At 59.5% G+C, this 22,927-nt stretch carries 21 protein-coding genes, 1 tRNA gene and 1 pseudogene; 11 read left to right on the forward strand and 12 right to left on the reverse strand.

Features of this window, described 5'->3' with window-relative positions; all coding sequences use genetic code 11:
* Nucleotides 1–37 precede the first annotated feature (37 nt).
* From EJA70_RS30020 to ychF, 4 genes are all read left to right on the forward strand, one after another.
* Nucleotides 38–979 carry a ribose-phosphate pyrophosphokinase gene (locus tag EJA70_RS30020; RefSeq protein ID WP_003171603.1) on the forward strand — a complete coding sequence of 314 codons (942 nt, stop codon included), beginning with the start codon at nucleotides 38–40 and terminating at the stop codon, nucleotides 977–979.
* Nucleotides 980–1,121: 142 nt separating this feature from the next.
* On the forward strand, nucleotides 1,122–1,721 hold the full coding sequence (locus EJA70_RS30025; RefSeq protein ID WP_008079559.1) for a 50S ribosomal protein L25/general stress protein Ctc: 600 nt from the start codon (nucleotides 1,122–1,124) through the stop codon (nucleotides 1,719–1,721).
* 171 nt (nucleotides 1,722–1,892) lie between these two features.
* Nucleotides 1,893–2,477 (forward strand): aminoacyl-tRNA hydrolase, encoded by a 585-nt coding sequence (pth, locus tag EJA70_RS30030; RefSeq protein ID WP_008079560.1) that lies wholly within the window; start codon nucleotides 1,893–1,895, stop codon nucleotides 2,475–2,477.
* A 22-nt stretch (nucleotides 2,478–2,499) separates the two neighbouring features.
* On the forward strand, nucleotides 2,500–3,600 hold the full coding sequence (gene ychF, locus EJA70_RS30035) for a redox-regulated ATPase YchF (protein WP_158836197.1): 1,101 nt from the start codon (nucleotides 2,500–2,502) through the stop codon (nucleotides 3,598–3,600).
* 189 nt (nucleotides 3,601–3,789) lie between these two features.
* Here the strand turns inward: ychF and EJA70_RS30040 are convergent, their stop codons facing one another.
* Nucleotides 3,790–5,007: an MFS transporter gene (locus EJA70_RS30040; protein WP_158836199.1), complete on the reverse strand. Its 1,218-nt coding sequence runs from the start codon at nucleotides 5,005–5,007 to the stop codon at nucleotides 3,790–3,792.
* A gap of 476 nt (nucleotides 5,008–5,483) precedes the next feature.
* Between EJA70_RS30040 and EJA70_RS30045 the strand changes: the two genes are divergently transcribed.
* Together EJA70_RS30045 and EJA70_RS30050 are read left to right on the forward strand one after the other, a co-directional pair.
* Nucleotides 5,484–7,541: a methyl-accepting chemotaxis protein gene (locus EJA70_RS30045; protein WP_158836201.1), complete on the forward strand. Its 2,058-nt coding sequence runs from the start codon at nucleotides 5,484–5,486 to the stop codon at nucleotides 7,539–7,541.
* 115 nt (nucleotides 7,542–7,656) lie between these two features.
* A tRNA-Met gene (locus EJA70_RS30050) sits at nucleotides 7,657–7,733 on the forward strand.
* Between the two features lie 73 nt (nucleotides 7,734–7,806).
* Here the strand turns inward: EJA70_RS30050 and EJA70_RS30055 are convergent.
* Nucleotides 7,807–8,205 (reverse strand): helix-turn-helix domain-containing protein, encoded by a 399-nt coding sequence (locus EJA70_RS30055; protein WP_158836203.1) that lies wholly within the window; start codon nucleotides 8,203–8,205, stop codon nucleotides 7,807–7,809.
* A gap of 13 nt (nucleotides 8,206–8,218) precedes the next feature.
* Nucleotides 8,219–9,322, reverse strand: coding sequence for a DUF2817 domain-containing protein (locus tag EJA70_RS30060; RefSeq protein WP_158836205.1), 1,104 nt, complete (start codon nucleotides 9,320–9,322; stop codon nucleotides 8,219–8,221).
* A 260-nt stretch (nucleotides 9,323–9,582) separates the two neighbouring features.
* On the opposite strand from EJA70_RS30060, the gene ggt reads away from it, so the two are divergent.
* Complete coding sequence (gene ggt, locus EJA70_RS30065) at nucleotides 9,583–11,415, forward strand: gamma-glutamyltransferase (RefSeq protein WP_158836207.1); 1,833 nt, start codon at nucleotides 9,583–9,585, stop codon at nucleotides 11,413–11,415.
* A gap of 136 nt (nucleotides 11,416–11,551) precedes the next feature.
* Here the strand turns inward: ggt and EJA70_RS30070 are convergent, their stop codons facing one another.
* The 7 genes and pseudogenes from EJA70_RS30070 to EJA70_RS30095 all read right to left on the reverse strand — a co-directional run bounded on the left by EJA70_RS30070 (nucleotide 11,552) and on the right by EJA70_RS30095 (nucleotide 16,685).
* On the reverse strand, nucleotides 11,552–12,184 hold the full coding sequence (locus EJA70_RS30070) for a LysE family translocator (protein WP_158836209.1): 633 nt from the start codon (nucleotides 12,182–12,184) through the stop codon (nucleotides 11,552–11,554).
* Nucleotides 12,185–12,265: 81 nt separating this feature from the next.
* Nucleotides 12,266–12,487, reverse strand: coding sequence for a helix-turn-helix transcriptional regulator (locus EJA70_RS30075; RefSeq protein ID WP_008079575.1), 222 nt, complete (start codon nucleotides 12,485–12,487; stop codon nucleotides 12,266–12,268).
* Nucleotides 12,488–12,494: 7 nt separating this feature from the next.
* Nucleotides 12,495–13,055, reverse strand: a complete 561-nt coding sequence (locus tag EJA70_RS30080) for a DUF2975 domain-containing protein (protein WP_158836211.1) — start codon at nucleotides 13,053–13,055, stop codon at nucleotides 12,495–12,497.
* A gap of 92 nt (nucleotides 13,056–13,147) precedes the next feature.
* Nucleotides 13,148–13,759 carry a flavin reductase family protein gene (locus EJA70_RS30085; RefSeq protein ID WP_158836213.1) on the reverse strand — a complete coding sequence of 204 codons (612 nt, stop codon included), beginning with the start codon at nucleotides 13,757–13,759 and terminating at the stop codon, nucleotides 13,148–13,150.
* 179 nt (nucleotides 13,760–13,938) lie between these two features.
* Entirely contained in the window at nucleotides 13,939–14,499 is a 561-nt protein-coding gene (locus EJA70_RS31505) for a methyl-accepting chemotaxis protein (RefSeq protein WP_256677777.1), read from the reverse strand.
* A pseudogene (locus tag EJA70_RS31510) lies at nucleotides 14,479–15,303 on the reverse strand (PAS domain-containing protein); the annotation flags it as partial. The gene EJA70_RS31505 and the pseudogene EJA70_RS31510, both read right to left, overlap by 21 nt.
* Before the next feature lie 68 nt (nucleotides 15,304–15,371).
* Nucleotides 15,372–16,685 (reverse strand): MFS transporter, encoded by a 1,314-nt coding sequence (locus EJA70_RS30095; RefSeq protein ID WP_158836217.1) that lies wholly within the window; start codon nucleotides 16,683–16,685, stop codon nucleotides 15,372–15,374.
* A 313-nt stretch (nucleotides 16,686–16,998) separates the two neighbouring features.
* Between EJA70_RS30095 and EJA70_RS30100 the strand changes: the two genes are divergently transcribed.
* Nucleotides 16,999–18,417 carry a short-chain fatty acid transporter gene (locus tag EJA70_RS30100; protein WP_008079580.1) on the forward strand — a complete coding sequence of 473 codons (1,419 nt, stop codon included), beginning with the start codon at nucleotides 16,999–17,001 and terminating at the stop codon, nucleotides 18,415–18,417.
* 36 nt (nucleotides 18,418–18,453) lie between these two features.
* Here the strand turns inward: EJA70_RS30100 and EJA70_RS30105 are convergent, their stop codons facing one another.
* Nucleotides 18,454–18,798 (reverse strand): DUF86 domain-containing protein, encoded by a 345-nt coding sequence (locus EJA70_RS30105; protein ID WP_158836219.1) that lies wholly within the window; start codon nucleotides 18,796–18,798, stop codon nucleotides 18,454–18,456.
* Nucleotides 18,795–19,085: a nucleotidyltransferase family protein gene (locus EJA70_RS30110; protein ID WP_045123053.1), complete on the reverse strand. Its 291-nt coding sequence runs from the start codon at nucleotides 19,083–19,085 to the stop codon at nucleotides 18,795–18,797. Before EJA70_RS30110 ends, EJA70_RS30105 begins: the two co-directional genes overlap by 4 nt.
* Nucleotides 19,086–19,232: 147 nt before the next feature.
* Here EJA70_RS30110 and EJA70_RS30115 point away from each other — a divergent pair, with 147 nt between their 5' ends.
* The 3 genes from EJA70_RS30115 (at nucleotide 19,233) to EJA70_RS30125 (ending at nucleotide 22,921) form a co-directional block, all read left to right on the forward strand.
* The gene (locus tag EJA70_RS30115; RefSeq protein WP_158836221.1) at nucleotides 19,233–20,933 is read left to right on the forward strand and encodes an acid phosphatase; all 1,701 of its coding nucleotides are present in this window, start codon (nucleotides 19,233–19,235) and stop codon (nucleotides 20,931–20,933) included.
* 117 nt (nucleotides 20,934–21,050) lie between these two features.
* Nucleotides 21,051–22,217 carry a hypothetical protein gene (locus EJA70_RS30120; protein ID WP_158836223.1) on the forward strand — a complete coding sequence of 389 codons (1,167 nt, stop codon included), beginning with the start codon at nucleotides 21,051–21,053 and terminating at the stop codon, nucleotides 22,215–22,217.
* Between the two features lie 179 nt (nucleotides 22,218–22,396).
* Entirely contained in the window at nucleotides 22,397–22,921 is a 525-nt protein-coding gene (locus tag EJA70_RS30125) for an SET domain-containing protein-lysine N-methyltransferase (protein WP_158836225.1), read from the forward strand.
* Nucleotides 22,922–22,927: the final 6 nt, after the last annotated feature.

The raw sequence follows: 22,927 nt of genomic DNA on the forward strand, positions 1-22,927 counted from the left end.
ACTCATCCAGGTTACCCTCAGCCTCTAGGTACTGCGCGTGTCCAAGATGATGGTCTTTACGGGGAACGCTAACCCCGATCTGGCTCGGCGTGTTGTACGTCAGCTGCATATCCCTCTCGGTGACATCTCTGTCGGTAAGTTCTCCGACGGCGAAATTACTGCCGAGATCAATGAAAACGTTCGCGGTAAAGACGTTTTCATTATTCAGCCGACTTGCGCTCCGACCAACGATAACCTGATGGAACTGGTAGTGATGGCTGACGCCTTCCGCCGCTCCTCGGCTACTCGTATCACTGCTGTTATTCCTTATTTTGGTTATGCCCGTCAGGATCGCCGTCCGCGTTCCGCACGTGTGGCTATCAGCGCGAAAGTCGTCGCTGACATGCTTACCGTAGTCGGCATCGACCGTGTTCTCACGGTTGATCTGCATGCTGACCAGATTCAGGGTTTCTTCGATATTCCGGTAGATAACATCTACGGCTCCCCAGTTTTGGTGGATGACATTGAAGATCAGCGCTTCGAAAACCTGATGATTGTGTCCCCGGACATTGGTGGCGTCGTGCGTGCACGTGCTGTTGCCAAATCCCTGGGCGTGGATCTCGGGATCATCGACAAACGCCGTGAGAAAGCCAATCACTCTGAAGTGATGCATATCATCGGTGATGTCGAAGGGCGTACCTGCATTCTGGTCGATGACATGGTCGATACCGCCGGCACTCTGTGCCACGCGGCGAAGGCCTTGAAAGAGCATGGCGCAGCCAAGGTCTTTGCCTACTGCACACACCCTGTGCTGTCGGGTCGGGCCATCGAGAATATCGAAAATTCCGTGCTGGACGAGCTGGTGGTGACTAACACCATCCCGCTGTCCGCTGCAGCACAAGCCTGTGCACGTATCCGTCAACTGGATATCGCACCGGTTGTTGCCGAAGCGGTTCGCCGCATCAGCAATGAAGAATCGATCAGCGCGATGTTCCGTTAAGGGCCCTGCCCTTCTCGAAATGTCTCGTTGACGAAAAGCGCCCCGCCCCGGCATTCCTGCCGGGGCGGGGCTTTTTTGCCCATACCGTGTTTGGCGCTGGTCGCAAACGCCACTCCGGTCATGGCTATTTTGGAGATACACAATGAACGATTTTACTCTGAATGCTGAACTGCGTTCCGACCTGGGGAAAGGTGCGAGCCGCCGCCTGCGTCGTCTCGCCGCTCTGGTTCCAGCTGTTGTTTACGGTGGCGAAAAAGCCCCTGAATCCATCAGCATGCTGGCCAAAGAAGTTGCCAAACTGCTCGAAAACGATGCTGCCTACAGCCACGTTATCGAACTGAACGTTGGCGGCAAAAAGCAGAACGTCATCATCAAAGCTCTGCAACGTCACCCGTCCAAGGGTCACGTTCTGCACGCTGACTTCGTACGTGTCGTAGCCGGCCAGAAACTGACCGCTATCGTGCCTGTGCACTTTGTTGGTGAAGAAGCTCCGACCAAGAAAGGCGGCGAGATCTCGCACGTCCTGAACGAAATCGAAGTAACTTGCCTGCCGAAAGATCTGCCTGAGTTCATCGAAGTCGACCTGTCGGCTCTGGAAATCGGCGCAATCGTTCACCTGTCCGACCTCAAAGCCCCTAAAGGCGTTGAGTTCGTTGCACTGGCTCACGGTGACGACAAAGCTGTTGCAAACGTACACGCTCCACGCGTTGCTCCAGAAGCTGAAGAAGGCGCAGCAGAGTAATTCACTCTGTCATGCCTGAGTGAGCAAGTAACATCGCGGACTGGAACGTAGCGAGAAAGCGGGCGAGATCGCGGAGTTTACATTCATGGTAAATGAGCATTTTTCGTCCACTTTCGCCGCTATCCCTGATCGCGGCGATGTTATCCACCACTCAAAGGAAGGGCCCCTATCGTGACTGCCATCAAACTGATCGTTGGCCTGGGAAATCCAGGCGCCGAATACGACCAGACCCGGCATAACGCAGGGGCCCTTTTTGTTGAGCGCATCGCCCACGCACAGAATGTGAATCTTGTGGCCGATCGCAAATATTTCGGCCTGACCGGGCGCTATTCGCACCAGGGTCAGGATGTTCGTCTGCTGATTCCCACCACCTACATGAACCGCAGCGGCCAGGCCGTGGCGGCACTCGCCGGTTTCTTCCGCATCAAGCCTGAAGAAATCCTCGTGGCGCACGACGAACTCGACTTGCCTCCGGGCGTTGCCAAGCTCAAGCAGGGCGGCGGCCATGGCGGTCACAACGGGTTGCGCGACATCATTGCGCAACTGGGCAATCAGAATACGTTCTACCGCCTGCGGCTTGGCATTGGCCACCCGGGCGTCGCCAGTATGGTTTCAAATTTCGTCCTGGGTCGTGCGCCACGCGCCGAACAGGAAAAACTCGATGCCAGCATCGACTTTGCCCTCGGCGTGCTGCCGGATATCCTCGCCGGTGAATGGAACCGCGCGATGAAAAACCTGCACAGCCAGAAGGCCTGACTCTACTCCGAGGGGAAACACCATGGGATTCAATTGCGGCATCGTCGGCCTGCCTAACGTCGGCAAGTCCACCCTGTTCAACGCCCTGACCAAATCCGGTATTGCGGCCGAGAACTTCCCCTTCTGCACCATCGAGCCGAACAGCGGCATCGTGCCGATGCCGGATCCGCGTCTGGAAGCACTGGCGGCCATCGTCAATCCGAAGCGCATCCTGCCGACCACCATGGAATTCGTCGACATCGCGGGCCTCGTTGCCGGCGCCTCGAAAGGTGAAGGCCTGGGCAACAAGTTCCTGGCCAACATCCGTGAAACCGACGCGATCGCTCACGTGGTGCGCTGCTTCGAAGACGAAAACGTGATCCACGTTTCCAACAGCGTCGACCCGAAGCGCGACATCGAAATCATCGACCTGGAACTGATCTTCGCCGACCTCGACAGCTGCGAGAAGCAACTGCAGAAAGTCGCGCGTAACGCCAAGGGTGGTGACAAGGATGCAGTGGTTCAGAAAGGTCTGCTGGAGCAGCTGATCGCGCACTTCACCGAAGCCAAGCCGGCACGCAGCCTGATGAAGAACATGAACGCTGACGAAAAGGCAGTGATCAAGGGCTTCCACCTGCTGACCACCAAACCGGTCATGTACATCGCCAACGTCGCTGAAGACGGTTTCGAGAACAACCCGCACCTGGACGTGGTTCGCGCCATCGCCGAAGAAGAAGGCGCGATGGTCGTTCCGGTGTGCAACAAGATCGAAGCGGAAATCGCCGAGCTCGATGACGGCGAAGAGAAAGACATGTTCCTCGAGGCCCTGGGCCTGGAAGAGCCTGGCCTGAACCGCGTGATCCGCGCCGGCTACGAAATGCTGCACCTGCAGACCTACTTCACCGCCGGTGTCGAAGAAGTCCGCGCCTGGACCGTCAAAGTCGGCGCCACCGCACCTCAGGCCGCCGGCGTGATCCACACCGACTTCGAGAAAGGCTTCATCCGCGCCGAAGTGATCGCCTACAACGACTTCATCCAGTACAAGGGCGAAGCCGGTACCAAAGAAGCCGGTAAATGGCGTCTGGAAGGCAAGGATTACATCGTCAAGGACGGCGACGTGATGCACTTCCGTTTCAACGTGTAAGCATTACGCCCAAGAAAAAGCCGCGTTTGATACGCGGCTTTTTTGTGCCTGGTGTCTAGTCCTGAAATAGGTGTAAACCTATTTCAGGACTAGACATGGCAGATTGTTAAAAGATCGCAGCCTGCGGCAGCTCCTACATGGGATTGATGTACACCTGTAGGAGCTGCCGAAGGCTGCGATCTTTTGATCTTAGGCCTTTTTGGTGCGCGGCAAGAAGATCGCCAACACGCCAAACAACGGCAGGAACGAGCACAGGAAATACACGTACTCAATCCCGTGCACATCCGCCAGATGCCCCAGCAGCGCAGCGCCAATCCCGCCAAACCCGAACATCAAACCAAAAAACACCCCGGCAATCATCCCGACATTCCCCGGCACCAGTTCCTGCGCATACACCACAATCGCCGAGAACGCCGAGGCCAGAATGAAGCCGATCACCACGCTGAGGACAGTCGTCCAGAACAGATCAACGTGAGGCATCAGCAGCGTGAACGGCGCCACGCCGAGGATCGAGAACCAGATCACCGCCTTACGGCCGATCTTGTCGCCAATCGGCCCGCCGAAGAATGTCCCCGCCGCTACCGCACCGAGGAACAGGAACAGGTGCAGTTGCGAACTGGCCACCGACAGGTCGAACTTCTCGATCAGGTAGAACGTGAAGTAACTGGTCAGGCTGGCCATGTAGAAATACTTCGAAAACACCAACAGCCCCAGCACCACCAACGCACTGGTCACCCTGCCCTTCGACAAACCGTGAGTTGCCGCCTGGCCGGCCTTGAGCTTGAAAAGGTTCAAGTGATGGGCGTACCAGCGACTGATGCGGTACATCACGAACAGCGCAAACACCGCGAACAAGCCGAACCACGCCACGTTGCCCTGACCGAACGGAATGATGATCGCCGCCGCCAGCAGCGGACCGAACGCGGAGCCGGCGTTACCACCGACCTGGAAGGTCGATTGCGCCAGACCAAAGCGTCCGCCAGAGGCCAGTCGTGCAATTCGCGAGGCCTCGGGGTGAAACGTCGAAGAGCCGATACCGATCAGCGCCGCCGCCAGCAGAATCAAGGGGAAACTGCCGACCATCGACATCATCACAATGCCAATCAGCGTGCAGATCGAACCGGCCGGCAATAGCCATGGTTTCGGATGCCGATCAGTGTGATAGCCGACCCACGGCTGCAACAGCGAAGCCGTCAGTTGAAAGGTCAAAGTAATCAGGCCGACCTGAGTAAACGTCAGGCCGTAATTGGCCTTGAGCATCGGGTAGATCGACGGCAGTACCGACTGGATCAAGTCGTTGATCAAATGCGCCAGCGCCACCGCGCCGATAATGCGCATCACCAATGGACTGCTTTGCGGAACAGCGGGCGCCGAGGCAGCGGCGGTCTGAGCGTTGCTGATAGCCATGAGAATTTCCGGACAACAGATGGGTGCGCACAGGCAGGTGCGTCAATGTGCCATTTTTCAGTGCGCGAGCGCCATCCCCTTAGCCAGCTAACTAACCAACTAAACCTGACCCACTAAACCTGACCAACTGACCAACTGACCAACTGACTGACATGAATTATGTAGGAGCTGCCGAAGGCTGCGATCTTTTGATCTTGATCTTGAAAACAAAGATCAACAGATCGCAGCCTTCGGCAGCTCCTACAGGGGATGGGATTTAGGTGATAGCGCAACGCCATGGTCTGAATCTTGCCTTGCTACTTCCCTTGAACGCGGCGCCCTTACAAAGGGCACCGACAATGGGAAGTTTCGCTACAGAGCCGGCCTACAGAGCGGGCGAGAGTGAACTTTCGAGGCCTTTTAGCAGGGCACAACATCAACGTCGAACGACCGCGATGCACGCCGTTGGTGCGTGGTGTCCAGAGGAGTCATGGGGCATGCAGGCTTTTCTTTCACCGGGGATCAGATTGCTGGGGCGATTTGGCTTCGCAGGTAAATTCCAGTTGTTGTTTCTGCTGTTCATTCTGCCATTGGCCGGCAGTCTGCTGATGATCGGCCAGGACTATCGCGACAAGCTCAATCTGATCTCCGGCGAACGCGCGGGTGTCCGCCAGTTGCTGGCGCTGGATGCGCTGGACAACCTGCTCGCCGCCCAACGTGATCGCGCCGCCCGTTGGCGCGCCACGGAAACCAATCGCCAGCCGACGCCCGCTACCCTCGCCGCCATGGGCGCGTTCGACGCAGTGCAACCGGCAGTTCTGCAAGCCACCACGGACTTGGGTAACGCGCTGAAAAACGAAGGTGCCGAAGGCGAAACCCTCAGCCGCTATCAGGCCCTGCAAACCGCGCTCAATGGCCTGGACTCGAAAAGCCTCAGCGGTGTCGGTTGGTGGCCGGACGGTTATGACCGTTTCACCAACGCCCTCAGCGTTCTGCAAGCGTTGCGCGAACAGATCGTCATGGACAATCGCCTGACCCTCGCGCCGTGGCTGGAAACCTACTTGCTGACGCAAATTTCCACGCAACACGCGCCGGACCTGATCGAACGGGTCGGCCGCCTCGCCGCCGTCGGTCAAGCCTCGGTGGTCTCCGGCCAATTCACCCTGCAAAGCCGTTTGCAATTACGCGACTTGCGCAGCCGCATCGGCGATGCCCGCGAACAACTGGTGAAAACCGCCACGCTGCTCGAAGCACGCTTGCCGAAAGATCAACAGAGCTGGGCCAGCCAATACCACGACAGCCTGAAACGTCTCGACAGCGGCCTGAAGGTGCTCGACGACGGCGTGTTCGGCGGCAGCATCACGCTCAAACCGGACGATTTCGAGCGCAACCTCGATGCCCTGCTGAGCGACCTCGCCGCCTTGCGCCAGCAATCACTGGTGTCGCTGGATCAGCGACTTGACGCCTATCACGGCTCGGCGATCCGTCAGTTCATCATCGTCGCGGCGATCTTCGGCTGCCTGCTGCTCGCGGCGCTGTATCTGTTTGTCTGCCTGCAAGCTTCGATTCGCCGCAGCGCCAGCGGCATCACCCTGCTCGCCGAAGCCCTGCGCGACGGCAACCTGAGCCTGCAAGTGCCGGTGGTGGGCCGCGATGAGTTGGCGGCGATCAGCACTGCGCTCAACGTTGCCGTGGTGCAATTGCGCACAAGCATGCTCGGCGTCGATCACGAGACCTCGCAGTTGAGCCAGGCCGTGCGCAGTCTCAACGAGCACTCCAGCGGCGCCCTCGGCGAAGTCGAAGCGCAACAGTTGCAGATCAGCCAGATCGCCGCAGCCGCCACACAATTGGCCGCGACCTCGCAAGGTGTCGCGCAAAGCTGCGAACAGGCCTCAGGCAGCGCTCAGCACACCCAGCGCATCGCTGCTGACAGCAGCCGCGACAGCCAGCGCACCACGGCGAGTATTCAGCAGCTCAATCAGCGCTTGAACGACACTGCTGCGGCGCTGGGTCGGGTCAGCGAGCAAGGCCAACAGATTCAATTGGTGGTCGACACTATTCGCGGCGTTGCCGAACAGACCAATCTGTTGGCACTGAACGCGGCCATCGAAGCCGCGCGGGCCGGTGAACAGGGTCGCGGTTTTGCCGTAGTGGCGGACGAAGTGCGCAGCCTGTCGCAACGCACGCAATCGTCCACCGCACAGATCGCCGGTACGGTCGACAGCCTGCGCGCCACGGTCAACGAAGCGGTGAGCTTGATGGAAGCGGCGTGCGGCCAGGCGCAAACCGATGCCGAGTCGGTCACCGGTCTCGGTGAACGCCTGGGCGAAATCGCCAGCGCCGTGCAGAGCGTCACCGATACCCTGGCGCAGATCGCCACGGCGGTTGAAGAACAGGCGAGCACCGCCGATGAAGTCAGCGGCAATATTCAGCAGGTCGATCAGGCGGCCGTACGTTTACTTGAAGGCGCACGTGCGGTGAATCTGGCGGCGGATACCTTGAGCCGGGGCAGCCATGCATTAAGTGCCAATACGGCGAGATTCCAGCTGAACTGACACCCTGCCCGGCCTTTATTTTCGGGGCTGGAGGATAAGCGGTTGAAAATAAGAAGAAATATTTTAAATTTACGCTTGACGCTTTTCCATTTCAGGGGAATAATGCGCGCCACTTGGCTACATAGCTCAGTTGGTTAGAGCATAGCATTCATAATGCTGGGGTCCGGGGTTCAAGTCCCTGTGTAGCCACCAAGTACTAAAAACGGCTTACCGAAAGGTAGGCCGTTTTTTTATGCCTCGAGAAAAGTCGAGGTGATCTGTCACTTCAAACATCCTTCTCTTCGTCGCTTGTTTTGGTCGCTGCCTGTGCGATCAGGGCATCGAGCATCTGCGCAATGACCTTCTGCTGGATCTTCGAAAGCTCATTGATGGACTGCAGCCGTCGATACCATGTCGAGGTCAAGCTGCGTCTGGGCGTCTCCGTGTACGAGGGAACCCCGGGCAGGTATGCAACAGGAACGCGCAGCGCAAATGCCATCTTCACCAGCGTCGTGACCGGCATGCTGCGCGCGCCCTCCTCGTAGCCCTGAAAGGTCTGCCGGGAAAGACCTAAGGTCCGTGCAAACCGAGTCTGTGTGATCTCGTGCACTGTGCGTAAGTGAGCAATGCGACGCAAAGTGAGCCGTTTTCTGTGCTTGGAGGAAAGTGCCGGCAGCAAAGACACTGATGATTTACTGCTACCAGTTTTCCAACGCCGACAACCCTTTCGCCCAGATCTGTCGAGTGCGCAAACCGACCATTGCCCGCCAATCCGGATCGGCCGGATAAAACTGCTCCAGCAGATTCAGTTTGATCTCACGCCCTACCGCATCCAGTGGATCACCATACAGATGCAGCCAATGGTCATCACGCAAATGCCGATGCACGTCCGCGCCCGGATAGGTTCCGCATTCGATCACGAACGGCATCAACTGCACGTCTGGTAAAGCATTGAGCAACGCTTGTGAGGTGTATCCGGTAGCCGTCGCTGCCACTCCGGTTTCGCTCAACGTGTCGGCGCCGGTGTGCAGGGTGTAGAGCCATGGGCCGTAAATTGTCTGAGCTTGCGCGAGTGCCGGGTAAGGTGCCTGCGTAATCGTCAGCAACATCGGATGACCGTATTCGCCGGCGCCGGTGTGCAGGTCAAAACACATCACGGTTTCAGCGCCAGCCAGATGCTTTTCGATGATTTGATGCAAGGTGCGATTCGACCAGCTCGGCGCGCGGCCACCGTAAAACAGTCCGTCGGGATGACTGTGCTGACCGCCCTCGACAACCGACATCACCGCTGGCCAACCGTGTTCTTTTATCTGTGCATCAAGCATGGCATCGACGCGTTTGCGCTCGGGGCCGTGCAAATCGGTGCAGGCGTAGATTTCATGCAGTGCGGCGTACGCGCGGTTGTCCGGCAGCGGCCCGGTGAAATCCAGGTGATTGCGGTTGAGGTCGATGTTGTCTTCGTTGACCCGACGCAGCCATGCGGTACCCCACGGATTGATCAGATGCACCATGACCACCGCGACATCCTTGGGCAGGGAGCCTGGGAGAAAATCTTTCAGCCAATCGATTTGGCAGTCGGAACCGTAATACCCCTCCACGCCGTGAGTACCGCTGAGAGCCACCAATCGGCGTTTGGCCTGTGGATCACCGAGCACAGCGACGTCGGTGCTCAACGGTTCGCCAAATGGCCCACAGCGCGGATGTGCATACGAGGTGAGCGCCGCTCCGGCGGTATTGGCGGCGGCGATGAACTGTTCGCGTTGATCGCGGTAGCTGGATTCGGTGGGGAACTCGCTGTGCATGTCGGCCTCTTGTTGAAGTTGAAATTGTAGGAATGAGCCTGCTCGCGATAGCGTCATCACATTCAACATCATCGCTGACTGACCCACCGCTATCGCGAGCTGGCTCACTCCTGAAAGGGGACGCGTGCGCCCGATCAATCGAGGTTGACCCTAGCGAACATCCGCCCGGAAAAGAAAGACAAAAATGCCCACCGGTTTGCGTCGCGACCGAGCGGTCGATAAAGTCCCTCAGACTTTTAATCCACGGACGGAGAGCCCGCGTGTTTTCAGCCTTGCCCTTGAAGCGCTTTCGCCTGCCTGCCCTGACACTGATCATCAGTGCCCTGACCCTCACCGCCTGCAACGCCCCGCCCTCCTCGACCCTGCCGCTGGCACCGGAAGCCGCGTCCGGTTTCCGCACCGATTTGCAAACCCGCCACGCCAGCCAACACATGGCAGCGGCCGCCAATCCATTGGCCGCTGAAGCAGGTCGCGAGATGCTGCGTCAGGGCGGTTCGGCGATTGATGCGGCGATTGCGATGCAAGCGGTGCTGACGCTGGTTGAGCCGCAATCCTCCGGGATCGGCGGCGGCGCGATGATCGTGCTGTGGGACGGCAAGCACGTGCGCACGTATGACGGCCGCGAAACCGCACCGGCCGGTGCTACCGAGAAACTCTTTCTGCGCCCTGACGGCAAACCGATGTCGTTCCCACAGGCACAGATCGGCGGCCGCTCAGTCGGCACTCCGGGCGTTTTGCGCGCACTGGAAATGGCGCATAAACAACACGGTCGCCTGCCATGGGCGAAGCTGTTTGAACCGGCGATCAAACTCGCCGAACAAGGTTTCGCGATTTCCCCGCGCCTGTATTCGCTGCTGGAATCTGATCCGGTGATCCGCAACTCGCCGGACATGGCCGCGTATTTCCTCAATGCCGATGGCAGCGTCAAAGCCGTCGGCACGCGACTGCAAAACCCGGCCCTGGCTGCGGTGCTCAGACGCATCGCCAACGAAGGCGCGGATGCGTTGTACAAAGGCCCGATCGCCGAAGAAATCGTCGCCAAGGTTCAGGGCCACGCCAACCCGGGCAGCCTGTCGCTGAACGATCTTCAGCACTATCAAGCCAAAGAACGCGCGCCGCTGTGCACCGATTACAAACGCTGGCAGGTCTGCGGCATGCCGCCACCGTCGTCGGGCGGCATCGCGGTGGCGCAGATTCTCGGCACCTTGCAGGCGCTGGAAACCCGTGATCCGCGCTTGTCACTCAACCCACTGAAACCGGTGAAAACTGACAAACCCGCCGGCATCGAACCCGCGCCACAAGCGGTGCACCTGATCGCCGAAGCTGAACGTCTGGCCTACGCCGACCGTGCGCAATACGTGGCCGATACTGACTTCGTTCCTGTACCAGTGAAAGGCCTGGTCGACCCGGGTTATCTGGCCAGCCGCGCCAGCCTGATCGGCGAGCGCAGCATGGGCACCGCTAAACCTGGCACACCGCCGGGTGTGCAGGTGGCCTACGCGCCCGACCGTTCGCCACTGCGTATCTCGACGTCACAAGTGGTCGCGGTGGATGACCTCGGCGGTGCCGTGTCGATGACCACCACCATCGAAGCGGCGTTCGGCTCGCACCTGATGGTTCAGGGTTTTCTGCTCAACAACCAGATGACCGACTTCTCCTTTATCCCTGAAGAGAAAGGCCAAAAAGTCGCCAACCGCGTCGAACCCGGCAAACGCCCACGCTCGTCGATGGCTCCCACGCTTATCTTCGATCGCAACAGCGGCGAATTCCTCGCCAGCGTCGGCTCACCGGGCGGCTCGCAGATCATCGAGTACGTGGCCAAAACCACCATCGGCCTGCTCGACTGGAACCTCGACCCACAAAGCGCCATCAGCCTGCCCAACTTCGGCAGCCGCAACGGCCCGACCGAACTGGAACAAGGCCAATTCAGCCCGGCGCTGATTCAGGCACTGAAAGACAAGGGACATGCCGTGAGCGAAATCGACATGACCAGCGGCACTCAGGCCATCGTGCGGGTCAAGGATGCGCAGGGCAAAGCAACGCTCGAAGGTGGCGCGGATCCACGGCGTGAAGGGGAAGCGTTGGGGGATTGAGGATTGTGGCGAGGGAGCTTGCTCCCGCTGGACTGCGCAGCAGGCCCTGCTCCTGGATTTAAGATTAGGGCCGCTTCGCGCCCCGGTGGGAGCAAGCTCCCTCGCCACAAGTTCTGTTCGTTCAGCCTGTTTTCGCTCAACGGCTCGCCACCAAGTGCGCGCCAAACAGCAAGTAGCAGCCACCCGCCAGTCGATCCAGCCACTTACGCGAGCGTTCGTAAATACTCGCCATCCGGCGGCTGGCGAAGAACAGCGCGACGCTGCAATACCAAGTGAAGGAAAGCGTGGCCATGGTCAGCACCGCCAACGCCAGCAGCAGAGGGGGTATGTGGGCGGGCATGGCCGTGGCGAAGATGGTGGCGACAAACAGTGCCGATTTCGGGTTGGTCATGTTGCCGAGAAAGCCCCGGGCATAGGCGCCGCGCAGTGTTTGCTGCGACGCATCCAGCGTACCCGGCGCGGTAGCGGCTTTGCGCTTGAATTGCTTGAGGCCGAGGTAGATCAGGTAGCAGCCACCCGCGATCTTGAAACTGAGGTACAGCGTCGGTGCGGCGCTGAACAATGACTGGATGCCCAATCCGCCGGCCAATCCCCACAACACTGTGCCGCTGGCCACGCCAAGTGCGGCGACGACGCCATGGCGCCGCGAACGGCTGACGGCCAGTTGCGCGATATTGAAGAAGTTTGGCCCCGGCGTGATCACCGCGACTGTCCACAAAAACGCCAGCGACAGCAGTGGAGCAAAGTAGCTCACAGTTGAGAGATCCATGGGGCATGTGCCTGATTGATTCGACAATGCCCCATACCTTGCAGCATCCCACAGCGTTTTGCCATGGGTTGAGCACTGCTTTTAAACAGCAGGTTCGCCATCCGGCACGCGTATCAAAAGGTCGCCGGGTTGGCAGTTCAGGTATTCACAGATGGCGTCCAAAGTTGCCAGACGCAGGCCCTTGACCTTGCCCTGCTTGAGCAACGACAGATTGGCCTCGGTGATGCCGATGGCTGCGGCCAAATCCTTCGATTTGACTTTGCGCAAGGCGAGCATCACATCCAGCTGAATCACGATAGACATGGCGATCTCAAATAAAAGTACGGTTTTCGGAATCCACTTCGCTGGCTTGCGACAGGATACGCGCAATGATCGAAATGCAGCCGGCCATGAACAGTGCGACGAAGGTGGAAGCCGTGACGCTCAGGGTCACCATGCGCTCGCCGACCGGTGCGTTTTGCGTAACCCACAGACTGAGCATTGGCTCGCAGAGAAAATCCAGCAGTACCCAAAGAGCCACGGCGCGCCCGACCTTGCCCAGATGACCGGCGGCTTCAGCGGAAAAATACTCACCCGTGGCGTAGCACTGGAACAGACGGCGCAGCGCCTTCAAACCAAAGGCCAATGCGATCAGGGGAATACTCGACAGCACGATGGCGCCCAGGGTTTGCCACCACGGGAACACCGTAGCGGCGCTGGTCATGTCCGAGAGCTGGCGTTCGCTCAAGGCGAACCCCAGGCCCAGACCGTCCTTGCTGCCCAGCGTCGGGAATAACCAGACTGCGGCGTTGAGTACCAGCATAAGAATGATCAGCAGCAGCGTGATCGTGGCCATGCGACGGCTGAATTGCGCGAGAGAAACGGAAGTCATGGGATGCCTCACAGAATGAATGTGAGACAAACCATAGACGATAAAATTATCGTAAAACAATAATTAATTACTGCAAAACGTTAATTTATATTTCATGCCGATGGTTTCGCCGTCAGCACTTTGCCATCCAGCGCATCACCGATGGTGAGGAAATGCCCGCCCGCCACATGGTGCAGCGTGCGCAGTGAATCGTGGCCGTCGAAATGCCAGCGCCCTTCGCTGAATACGCGCGCATCGGCGTGAGCGGCAATCACTTCGGCGAGGAACAGATCGTACTGCTGATGGTTGTGCGGCTCCGGCAGCAGCCGACATTCAAGCCAGGCAACACAGCCGTCGAGCAGCGGCGCGTCTACGAGATCTCCGGCAAAAGTTTGCAGGCCATACGCTTCAAACTTGTCGTGGCCCTGATTGCCAACGATATCCAGACCGGAAGTGGTACCGACGGTTTGCACGATATCGGCCTGTTGGGCACACGGTACGTTGAGGACGAAAGTGCCCGATGCTTCGAGCAACTGCCGCGTCCAGGTCGCTTTATCGAGCACCACGGCAACTTTCGGCGGTTCGAAATCCAGCGGCATCGCCCAGGCGGCGGCCATGATGTTGCGTTGGCCATCATGGGCGGCGCTGACCAATACGGTCGGCCCGTGGTTGAGCAAACGGTAGGCTCTGTTGAGGGGAACCGGGCGGCGGTGGGAGTCGCTCATAGGGGTCTGCTCCGGGGAGAAAAGGAGCCGATTGTAGCGCCAGCATCGAAATATCTGCTGGTGAAAAACCTGTAGGAGCGGCGGAACGCTGCGATCTTTTGATCTTGGACCTCAACATTAAGATCAAAAGATCGCAGCCTCGTTTTACTCGACAGCTCCTACAGGGATTGGGTGGGGCTTCAGTGCGAGAGTTGGTTGGCGAACTGGCCGACGGCATTGACGACCTTCTGCGCACCGTCCTGAATCTCGACGATCACCGTGCCCGCCTCTGCCGCCAGCGCCAGTCCTTGTTCAGCCTGGAGCTTGCCGTCGGTCATCAGCGCCACGGCGTTGCGGGCCATCTCCTGATTCTGCCGAACCACGCCGACAATTTCGTCGGTCGCCTGGCTGGTACGTGAGGCCAGTTGGCGTACTTCATCGGCCACTACCGCGAAGCCACGGCCCTGCTCACCGGCCCGCGCGGCTTCGATGGCCGCGTTGAGCGCCAGCAGGTTGGTCTGCTCGGCAATCCCGCTGATGGTTTTGACGATGGTGCCAATCACCAGCGACTGCTCGTTCAGCGCTTCGATGCCTTCCCCGGCGGTTTGCATGTGCCTGGACAAATCGCGCATCACGTTGACCGCCTCGGTCACCACCGTGGTGCCACGCTGGGCGGTGCTGTCGGTTTGCTGCGACGTGCTGTAGGCAATGTTGGCGGCTTCGGCCACGGCTTGTTCGCGATTGACCTGATCGGTGATCACCGTGGCGAACTTCACCACTTTGTACAGTTTGTCGTTGGCATCGACCACGGGGTTGTAGGACGCTTCCAGCCAGACCGTACGACCATGACTGTCGACTCGTTTGAACCGTTCAGCCACGAATTCGCCATTGTTCAGACGTCGCCAGAAATTCTGGTAATCAACGCTGTTGTACTCCTCCGGCGTGCAAAACATGCGGTGATGTTTGCCCTTGATCTGCGCCAGGCTGTAGCCCATGCCGTTGAGAAAGCGGTCGTTGGCGTTTAGCACATTGCCATTGAGATCGAACTCGATTACTGCCGTGGAACGCACCAGCGCGCCGATCAGGTTTTCGTGTTCGCGAGACGCTTCGATGGTTCGGGTCAGGTCACTGGCAAAGATCGAGATGTGCTTGATCCGCCCATCCGAAGAGCGCACCGGCTGCACAATCGAGCGCAGCCACGCCTCTTCACCATTGCCGCGCATCAGGCGGATGGCACCGGCGAAATGCTCGCCGCGGGTCAGGGCGTTCTTGAAGCGATGATGGAAATCGTCGGACTTCACATGCACCGGTACGATGTCTTCAATCGCCCGCCCGATGAGGTCGTGGCTCTTGTAGAGCATCTCGTTGAGGAAGTTCTGGTTGACTGACTGCACCCGGCCATCGGGCTCAAGGTTCAGCACCAGCATCTCGCTTTCCAGGCTTTCCTTCACTTGTACAAGGCTGGAGAGTTCTTCACGAAGAGCGGCCAGCTCTTGCTTCAGGCGTTTGTTGAACATGGCAAGGTACCGATGGGCAGGATAGAAAGCGGGATGCAGCCTAACCATCGGCCTTGGAAAGTTTTTCTGAAGCGCCCTTGCGACCCGTCAGTCAAAAATAATTCGACTGCGCACGATCAGGCCGGGCCCGCCGCCTGGCACTGTCCCGTACGCGGCATCCGCGCGCCGAAATACGCCGCAGCCAGAATGCCCACCACGCCCATCACCGCGCAGAAAATCACACAGATCCACGGGCTCCACGGCATCAGACCGATCAGCAACAACGGTGTGAAACTGGCCCAGGCGGCGTAAGCAATGTTGTAGGTGAAGGAAATGCCCGACACACGAATGCGCGCCGGGAACAAACCGACCATCACCGAAGGCACCGCGCCGACAACGCCACAGGCGAGACCGGCGATGGCGTAGGCGATGCCAATCCAGTCGCCGCCGCTGATCAGGCAGCCGTAGAGCACGCCAATGCCCAACGGTAGCAACAGGCTATAGAGCATGACCGTGCGCCAGGCGCCAATGCGGTCGACCAGCAGCCCGGCGAGCACGCAACCGATATTCAGAAAGACGATGCCCAAGGCGCTGAGGGCGAAGGTGTGGCTGGCGGACATGCCGAAGGTTTTCTGCATCATCGTCGGGGTGATGACCACAAACACCACCACCGCCGAGGTCAGCACGCAGGTCAGCAGCATGGCCGGCAACATCGCCAGCCGATGCTCACGCAGCACCGTGCGCAACGGCAGTTCGACGCGCGCCTCGCGTTGCGCTTCCATGGCCATGAACACCGGGGTTTCGCTCAGCCAGCGACGCAGGTAGACGCCAATCACGCCGAACACACCACCGAGCAGGAACGGATAACGCCAGGCGTAATCGAGGATTTCCGTCGGGGTGAAGACTTGCGCCAGGAACGTCGCGGTCAGCGCGCCGATCAGGTAACCGAAGGTCAGCCCGGCTTGCAGAAAGCCCAACGCATAACCGCGATGGCCGGTCGGCGCATGTTCGGCAACGAACACCCAAGCGCTCGGCACTTCACCGCCCACCGCCGCGCCTTGCAGGATGCGCAGCGCCAGCAACAGCAGCGGCGCGAAATAGCCGATCTGCGCATACGTCGGCATGATCCCGATCAGCAGGCATGGCAGCGCCATCATCAGGATGCTCAGGCTGAAAACTTTCTTGCGCCCGAGTTTGTCGGCGAAATGCGCCATCAGAATCCCGCCCAGCGGCCGAGCCAGATAGCCGGTGACGAAGATGCCGAAGCTTTGCAGCAGACGCATCCACTCGGGCATTTCTGGCGGGAAGAACAGTTGGCTGAGGGTCAGGGCGAAGAATACGAAAATGATGAAATCGTAGATCTCCAGCGCCCCGCCAAGGGCCGCAAGGCCGAGGGTCTTGTAGTCGGAGCGGCTGAACGGCGCGGGTTTGGCCGTGGATTGGGCAGTCATGGCAAAGAACTCTGGATCAGGCAAAAAACCAAGGCGCCCATGGTCTACGCAAACGGGCGGATGGACAACCCGTTAGACCATAGTCCCGGTTTTGCAAAACCTGCTCACAAAGCGTCGGCAGTTGAATTACTGTTGAGACATGGCGACCCCCACGGTCAAACCCCTGTAGGAGTGAGCCTGCTCGCGATGGCGCCAGATCAGTCAATTCACATGTTGAATGAACGGACGCTATCGCGAGCAGGCTCGCTCCTACACAGGTAATGGCTGTTTCGTCCGCAACACCACAATAACCATAAAAATCCGAGGTATTCCTGTGGCCGTTGATATCGAAGATAGCCGCTCTGCGCGCTTTGCCCTGCGCTGTTCAAGTTTTGCCGAACGCTGGTTTCCCGATTCCTGGGTGTTCGCCGCGTTGGCCGTCATCATCGTTGCGCTGGCGACGCTGGCGATGGGCGCCAAGCCCACCGATGCCGCCATGGCCTTCGGTGATGGTTTCTGGAGCCTGATCCCGTTCACCATGCAGATGGCCTTTGTGGTGATTGGTGGCTACGTCGTCGCCAGTTCGCCGCCCGCTGTAAAACTGATCGACCGTCTGGCGCGAATCCCCAAGAACGGCCGCTCTGCTGTGGCTTGGGTCGCACTGATCTCGATGGTCGCCTCGTTGCTCAACTGGGGCCTGTCGCTGGTGTTCGGCGGTTTGCTGGTGCGCGCCCTCGCCCGCCGCACCGATCTGAAAATGGATTACCGCGCCGCCGGTGCCGCAGCGTATCTGGGCCTCGGCGCGGTATGGGCGTTGGGCCTGTCCTCGTCGGCGGCACAGTTGCAGGCCAACCCCGGCAGCCTGCCGCCATCGATCCTGTCGATCACCGGGGTGATTCCGTTCACCGAAACCATTTTCCTCTGGCAGTCCGGGGTCATGCTGCTGGCGCTGATCGTGATCTCGATCATCATCGCCTACGCCACCGCGCCCGGCCCGAACTCTGCGCGGGACGCCAAGGCCTGCGGTATTGACCCGGCCTTCAATCTGCCGCCGCTGCAACCACGCACCCGTCCGGGTGAATGGCTGGAACACAGCCCGCTGCTGATCATCGTGCTGGTGCTGCTGGCGGCGGGATGGCTGTTCCACGAGTTTTCGACCAAACCGGCGATCACCGCGATCTCCGGGCTGAACACCTACAACTTTCTGTTCATCATGCTCGGCGCCCTGCTGCACTGGCGTCCGCGCAGCTTCCTTGATGCCGTGGCCCGTGCGGTGCCGACCACCACCGGCGTATTGATCCAGTTCCCGTTGTACGGCTCGATCGCCGCGCTGATGACCACGGTCAAAGGCACCGATGCGCAAACCCTGGCGCATCACATCTCGACGTTCTTCGTCAGCATCGCCTCGCACGACACCTATGCGCTGCTGATGGGCGTGTATTCGGCGATTCTCGGCTTCTTCATTCCGTCGGGCGGCGGCAAGTGGATCATCGAAGCGCCGTACGTGATGCAGGTCGCCAACGATCTGCAATACCACCTCGGCTGGGCGGTGCAGATCTACAACGCGGCGGAAGCCCTGCCGAACCTGATCAACCCGTTCTACATGCTGCCGCTGCTCGGGGTGCTTGGGCTGAAGGCGCGGGATCTGATCGGCTTCTCGTTCGTGCAGTTGCTGGTGCACACGCCACTGGTGCTGCTGTTGCTGTGGGCGCTGGGGACGACATTGGCGTATACGCCGCCGGTGATGCCGTAGTTTGAGTTGATTGCACCTGCTTCAGGGCGGGTGCAATCAATCTGGCGCGGTGGGTAAGGAGGCTAGTAATTCAGGCAAAGCGCAGTGAACCGTTTCCCACACTACAGCCAGGTTGATATCAAAGTAACCGTGAGCAATCCAGTTACGCATTCCGCGCATATTGCGCCAGGGAATCATTGGATGCTGCGCCACGAAATCCGGAAAGCGGTCCATTATTTTGGTCGCGGCCTCGCCAATGATGATCAGACTCATGATGACCGCTTGCTGAGTTCGCTTATCGTCAACGAACTCTTCCTTGCTCAGGCCTTCCACAAAAATCAGCGCATCGCTCGACGCCAGGCGCATGTACTCAAGGTAATCGCTGAGGCGGTTTTCGGTCATACGGGACGGGCCTGATCAAGAACCTTCTGGCGAAATTTCAGCGGGAGGTCTCCTGGAGTCAGCAAATCAACAGTGACACCCAGCAGGTCCTCCAACTCAACTTGAAGACCACCTAGATCGAACAGGGTAGTGCCGGGCAAGGGATCTACCAACAAATCAAGATCGCTTCCTTCCATGTCCGTACCTAACAATGCGGAACCAAACACCCGAGGATTGGCCACGCGAAAACGGCCTATAACCTCGCGAACGGCTGATCGCTGCAAATCAAGAGCAGTGGAAGGTTTCATGGCTCACCCATGCCAGATTCAATATAGCGCCAGTCTAGCAGTGCTCGAGAGCTGTAAACACCGCGCCTTTTGTAACCCAACCGTCACACCCCCTTGCTAGCGTCCGCCCGAAACATACTGAAACATTTAAGCAAAGCGGGCTGAGACATGATCGACGAAACAGACGGCACCGACGCACCTTCCCCTGAATCCGACAATCCCACCGATACCAGTCGCCGCCGCTTCCTCGGGGGTGTCGCGGTGCTCGGTGTCGGCGCGACGCTGGCGGCCTGTGGCAACACCGGCGAACAGCCCGGCAAACCGGCCGAACATCCGTTAACCCCGGCCGAGCTGGACAAGGCCCTGCGCGAGCAGGTGAAAACCGTAGTTGTGATCTACGCCGAGAACCGCAGTTTCAATAACCTGTTCGGTGATTTCCCCGGTGTCGAAAAGCCGCTGGCGGCGCTCAAGCCCGCCGACTATCAACAACGTGATCGCGACGGCTCATTGCTGCAAACCTTGCCGCCCGTCTGGGGCGGCACCTTGCAGATCGGCCCGCAAACCCTCGATGGCGTGACCTACCCCAGCGCCACACAGTTTCAGGAAAATCTACCCAACGCGCCGTTCGCCCTTAAAGGCCCGAGCGGCGAGGATCTGCCGTTCGGCCTGGTGACACGCGATCTGTGGCACGTGTTCTACCAGAACCAGATGCAGATTAATGGCGGCAAGAACGACGGCTTCGTCGCTTGGGCGGACTCCGGCGGTTTGACCATGGGCCATTACGCCCAGAGTCGCTATTCATTGCGCCTGTGGGATGTCGCCAGGGAATTCGTGCTGTGTGACAACTTCTTCCAGGGCGCTTTCGGCGGCTCGTTCCTCAATCACCAGTACTTGATCAGCGCCACCGCGCCGTTCTATCCGGACGCGGCCAATTCGGTGGCCAAGTCGCAGATCGCTGCCTTGCACAGCGACGATCCGAAAGATTCGCGCCTGAAACCGCTGGAACAGTCCCCAGCCAGCGCCATGACCGGCCCGCCGCAGTTCGGCCCGAGTGCATTGACCCCGGACGGCTTCGGGGTCAATACCCTCGCCCCGCCCTACTGGCCGACGTGGATTCGCGACCCGCAACGCCCGGCGTATGCCAAGCCCGATCTGCCCAATGTCATGGTGCCGCAGACTCACGACCACATCGGCGACAAGCTGTCGAAGAAGAATGTCGATTGGGCGTGGTACGCCGGTGCGTGGCAAGCGACGCTGGAGCAGTTCAAGGATTCCGGCGGCATCCCGAAAATCCCCAACTTTCAGTATCACCATCAGCCATTCAACTACTTCAAACAGCAAGGCCCGGAAAACCCCGCCGAGCGTGACAAACGCCTGCGCGATGCCGGCCTGGGTGACGAGTCAACCAGCAACAAGTTCTTCGCCGATGCCGAGGCCGGCAAGCTGCCGGCGGTGAGTTTCTATAAGCCTCAGGGCAACCTGAACATGCACGCCGGTTACGCCGACGTTGCCTCGGGGGATCGCCATATCGTCCGCGCATTGAAGGTTTTGCGTGAAAGCCCGCAGTGGAAAAACATGGTGGTGATCGTCACGGTCGACGAAAACGGCGGCTGGTGGGATCACGTCGCGCCGCCCATAGGCGATCGCTGGGGGCCGGGGTCACGGGTGCCGGCGTTGGTGGTGTCGCCGTTTGCCCGCAAAGGTACGGTGGATCACACGGTGTACGACACCGCATCGATCCTGCGTCTGATCACCCGGGTGTTCCAACTGGAAACGCTCGACGGCCTCAAACAGCGCGATGACGCGATGATCGCCCGTGGTCAGAAACCCATGGGCGATCTGACCAACGCCCTGCAGTTCCGGGCCTGAGCAAAGGGTCCTGCGAGGTGGCGCAAAAAACTGCGCATGACGGCTTTTCTGCGCCACGCGGCTGATCCACTATGAGCCGCCCCGACCCACGGGAACCACGCTGAAAAGGATCTGAGCATGTTCAAACTCGCAGGACTGACCCTCGCCGCGCTGACGTTGAGCGCGGCCGCCCACGCCGATGTCGACTTGAAGCTGGGCAGCACCGAGCGCGTCACGCGCCTCTTCGCCTACCCCAACAATTGCAACGTGATCTGCTTTCGCAACTGGTCGCTGGAGCAGACCGTCGCCCACTACCTGAGCCAAAGCGTGCAGCGCGACGGCTACACCGACGCCAGGGTTCGGGTGAAAAACGATAACGGCCAGCTCTACGCTGAAATCAGTGGCGTGCCGAAGGGCTATGACAAGCCGCTGTCCGCGCTGCTCGACGCCGGCGACCTGGCTTATACCGGCGCCAGCAAACTCAACGCCGACGGCAAATGGGCGTACAGCTGGTACCTGTTCCTGCCGCTGGGCATGGCATTGGAAAATCGCAAAAGCATTGAGTTGCTGCACTTCCCGCCGGATTACTCACTGACTCAGGCGCAGGATTATTTACGTTCCAACACCACGGATCGCTGGGCAGCGCTGCTCACTTTCAACGGCATTCCCGCCGAGCAGACGCCAGCCTTCCAGACCATCATCGACATCGCCCCGATCGCGGCGCCGTCCAGTGCGGGCAAGGATCTCGAAGGTGTTTATGACTACTTCAAGGACTATCAGACCACGCTGGTCCAACAGTTCAGCCAGAACGCCGCTGGCACCACCCTGCCGATGGTCGCGTTCGGGGCGCCGGTGCGTAACTGGATCAAGCAGCAATACGGGCCGACCGTGAATGTCCTGGGCCTGGCGAGCATCAGCCCGAGCGCAGGCGTGAAAGTGCCGGTATTGGGCTCCAACCACCCGAGCTACATCTGGTACGCCGCTGACCCGGCGAGCTACGACGGCGACACGGCCAAGGCGGATGCGGCCGGCCTCAAGGTCATGGGTCAGGACTTGAGCGCCGCCTGTTGGCAGGCCGACATGGGCACCAGACCGGCAAGCAATGCGCAGACCACGCTCAACAATTGCACGCAGACCTGGCAAGTGACGCAGAAAGGCAAAACCTGCGAACTGTTCTACACCTCGATCCGTAACCTGAGCCAGCCAGAGGCCGCCGCCAAATGCGCCTCGACGCCAATCAAGGCGCAACTCAAGCAATTGCAGGCGCCACTGCCGCAAGCCGCGGTTGCAGCGCCGCATCTGTAACCGATGACAGGATTCCTGTGTCAGCCTGAGCTGACGCGGGGATGCGTCTATCGCGCCTGTCAGATCTGACAGTAGACCCTTCTCGGCACATACACGACGATTGGTTCCACAGAACGTGTTGCAGGACTGACAGGACGTCAGCCTTCGGGAGTCGCAACACCCGAACAACAAGGAACGTTATGAACAGCCATGCCTTTCAAGCCAGTCAGGCGAGGGATGCAAAAGGGATTTATCCGTTCGCCGGACTGCCTGTTCGCCTGGGTTTCCCCTCCTGCCTTGATTTCGAAATCGTTCACCCGGACGCGGGCAATGGCGCAGCAGTGGTGGCCCGGCGGGATTTTCTGCGTATCAGTCGGATGTGCCGGGTGTCCGGGCAATTGCTGCCCTATCGGTGTCGGCAAACCCGCCAGTTGCAGATCGGCATTCACATTTACGACCCGCGTTTTTGCGGCCTGCTGGAGCACTCCTGCGACCCCAACGTCTTTCTCGACATGAGCGAGTTATGGCTGTGGGCGCTGAAAGATATCCACAGTGGCGAGCGCCTGACCATGGATTACGCCGCCACCGAAGACAAACTCCTGCAGCAGTTCGCCTGTACTTGCGGAGCGTCGCTCTGTCGCGGGTGGATCACCGGCTACGACGATCCACCCAACCTTGAAGGTCAGCGTTTTCTCCAGCGCTGGCGACATTCGAGCGGGCGCTGACGCGTG

The sequence above is a fragment of the Pseudomonas sp. PB103 genome, from assembly GCF_009764635.1.
Classification (GTDB): Bacteria; Pseudomonadota; Gammaproteobacteria; order Pseudomonadales; family Pseudomonadaceae; genus Aquipseudomonas.

Excerpts from the sequence above, each read along its gene's own strand:
- EJA70_RS30070 (WP_158836209.1), bottom strand. The coding sequence starts at position 12,184 with ATGGATCTCTCAACTGTGAGCTACTTTGCTCCACTGCTGTCGCTGGCG.
- EJA70_RS30075 (WP_008079575.1), bottom strand. The coding sequence starts at position 12,487 with ATGTCTATCGTGATTCAGCTGGATGTGATGCTCGCCTTGCGCAAAGTC.
- EJA70_RS30060 (WP_158836205.1), bottom strand. The coding sequence starts at position 9,322 with ATGCACAGCGAGTTCCCCACCGAATCCAGCTACCGCGATCAACGCGAA.
- EJA70_RS30115 (WP_158836221.1), top strand. The coding sequence starts at position 19,233 with ATGATCGACGAAACAGACGGCACCGACGCACCTTCCCCTGAATCCGAC.
- EJA70_RS30125 (WP_158836225.1), top strand. The coding sequence starts at position 22,397 with ATGAACAGCCATGCCTTTCAAGCCAGTCAGGCGAGGGATGCAAAAGGG.
- EJA70_RS30045 (WP_158836201.1), top strand. The coding sequence starts at position 5,484 with ATGCAGGCTTTTCTTTCACCGGGGATCAGATTGCTGGGGCGATTTGGC.
- EJA70_RS30105 (WP_158836219.1), bottom strand. The coding sequence starts at position 18,798 with ATGACCGAAAACCGCCTCAGCGATTACCTTGAGTACATGCGCCTGGCG.
- EJA70_RS30040 (WP_158836199.1), bottom strand. The coding sequence starts at position 5,007 with ATGGCTATCAGCAACGCTCAGACCGCCGCTGCCTCGGCGCCCGCTGTT.
- EJA70_RS30110 (WP_045123053.1), bottom strand. The coding sequence starts at position 19,085 with ATGAAACCTTCCACTGCTCTTGATTTGCAGCGATCAGCCGTTCGCGAG.
- EJA70_RS30085 (WP_158836213.1), bottom strand. The coding sequence starts at position 13,759 with ATGAGCGACTCCCACCGCCGCCCGGTTCCCCTCAACAGAGCCTACCGT.
- EJA70_RS30120 (WP_158836223.1), top strand. The coding sequence starts at position 21,051 with ATGTTCAAACTCGCAGGACTGACCCTCGCCGCGCTGACGTTGAGCGCG.
- EJA70_RS30025 (WP_008079559.1), top strand. The coding sequence starts at position 1,122 with ATGAACGATTTTACTCTGAATGCTGAACTGCGTTCCGACCTGGGGAAA.
- ychF (WP_158836197.1), top strand. The coding sequence starts at position 2,500 with ATGGGATTCAATTGCGGCATCGTCGGCCTGCCTAACGTCGGCAAGTCC.
- EJA70_RS30095 (WP_158836217.1), bottom strand. The coding sequence starts at position 16,685 with ATGACTGCCCAATCCACGGCCAAACCCGCGCCGTTCAGCCGCTCCGAC.
- EJA70_RS30080 (WP_158836211.1), bottom strand. The coding sequence starts at position 13,055 with ATGACTTCCGTTTCTCTCGCGCAATTCAGCCGTCGCATGGCCACGATC.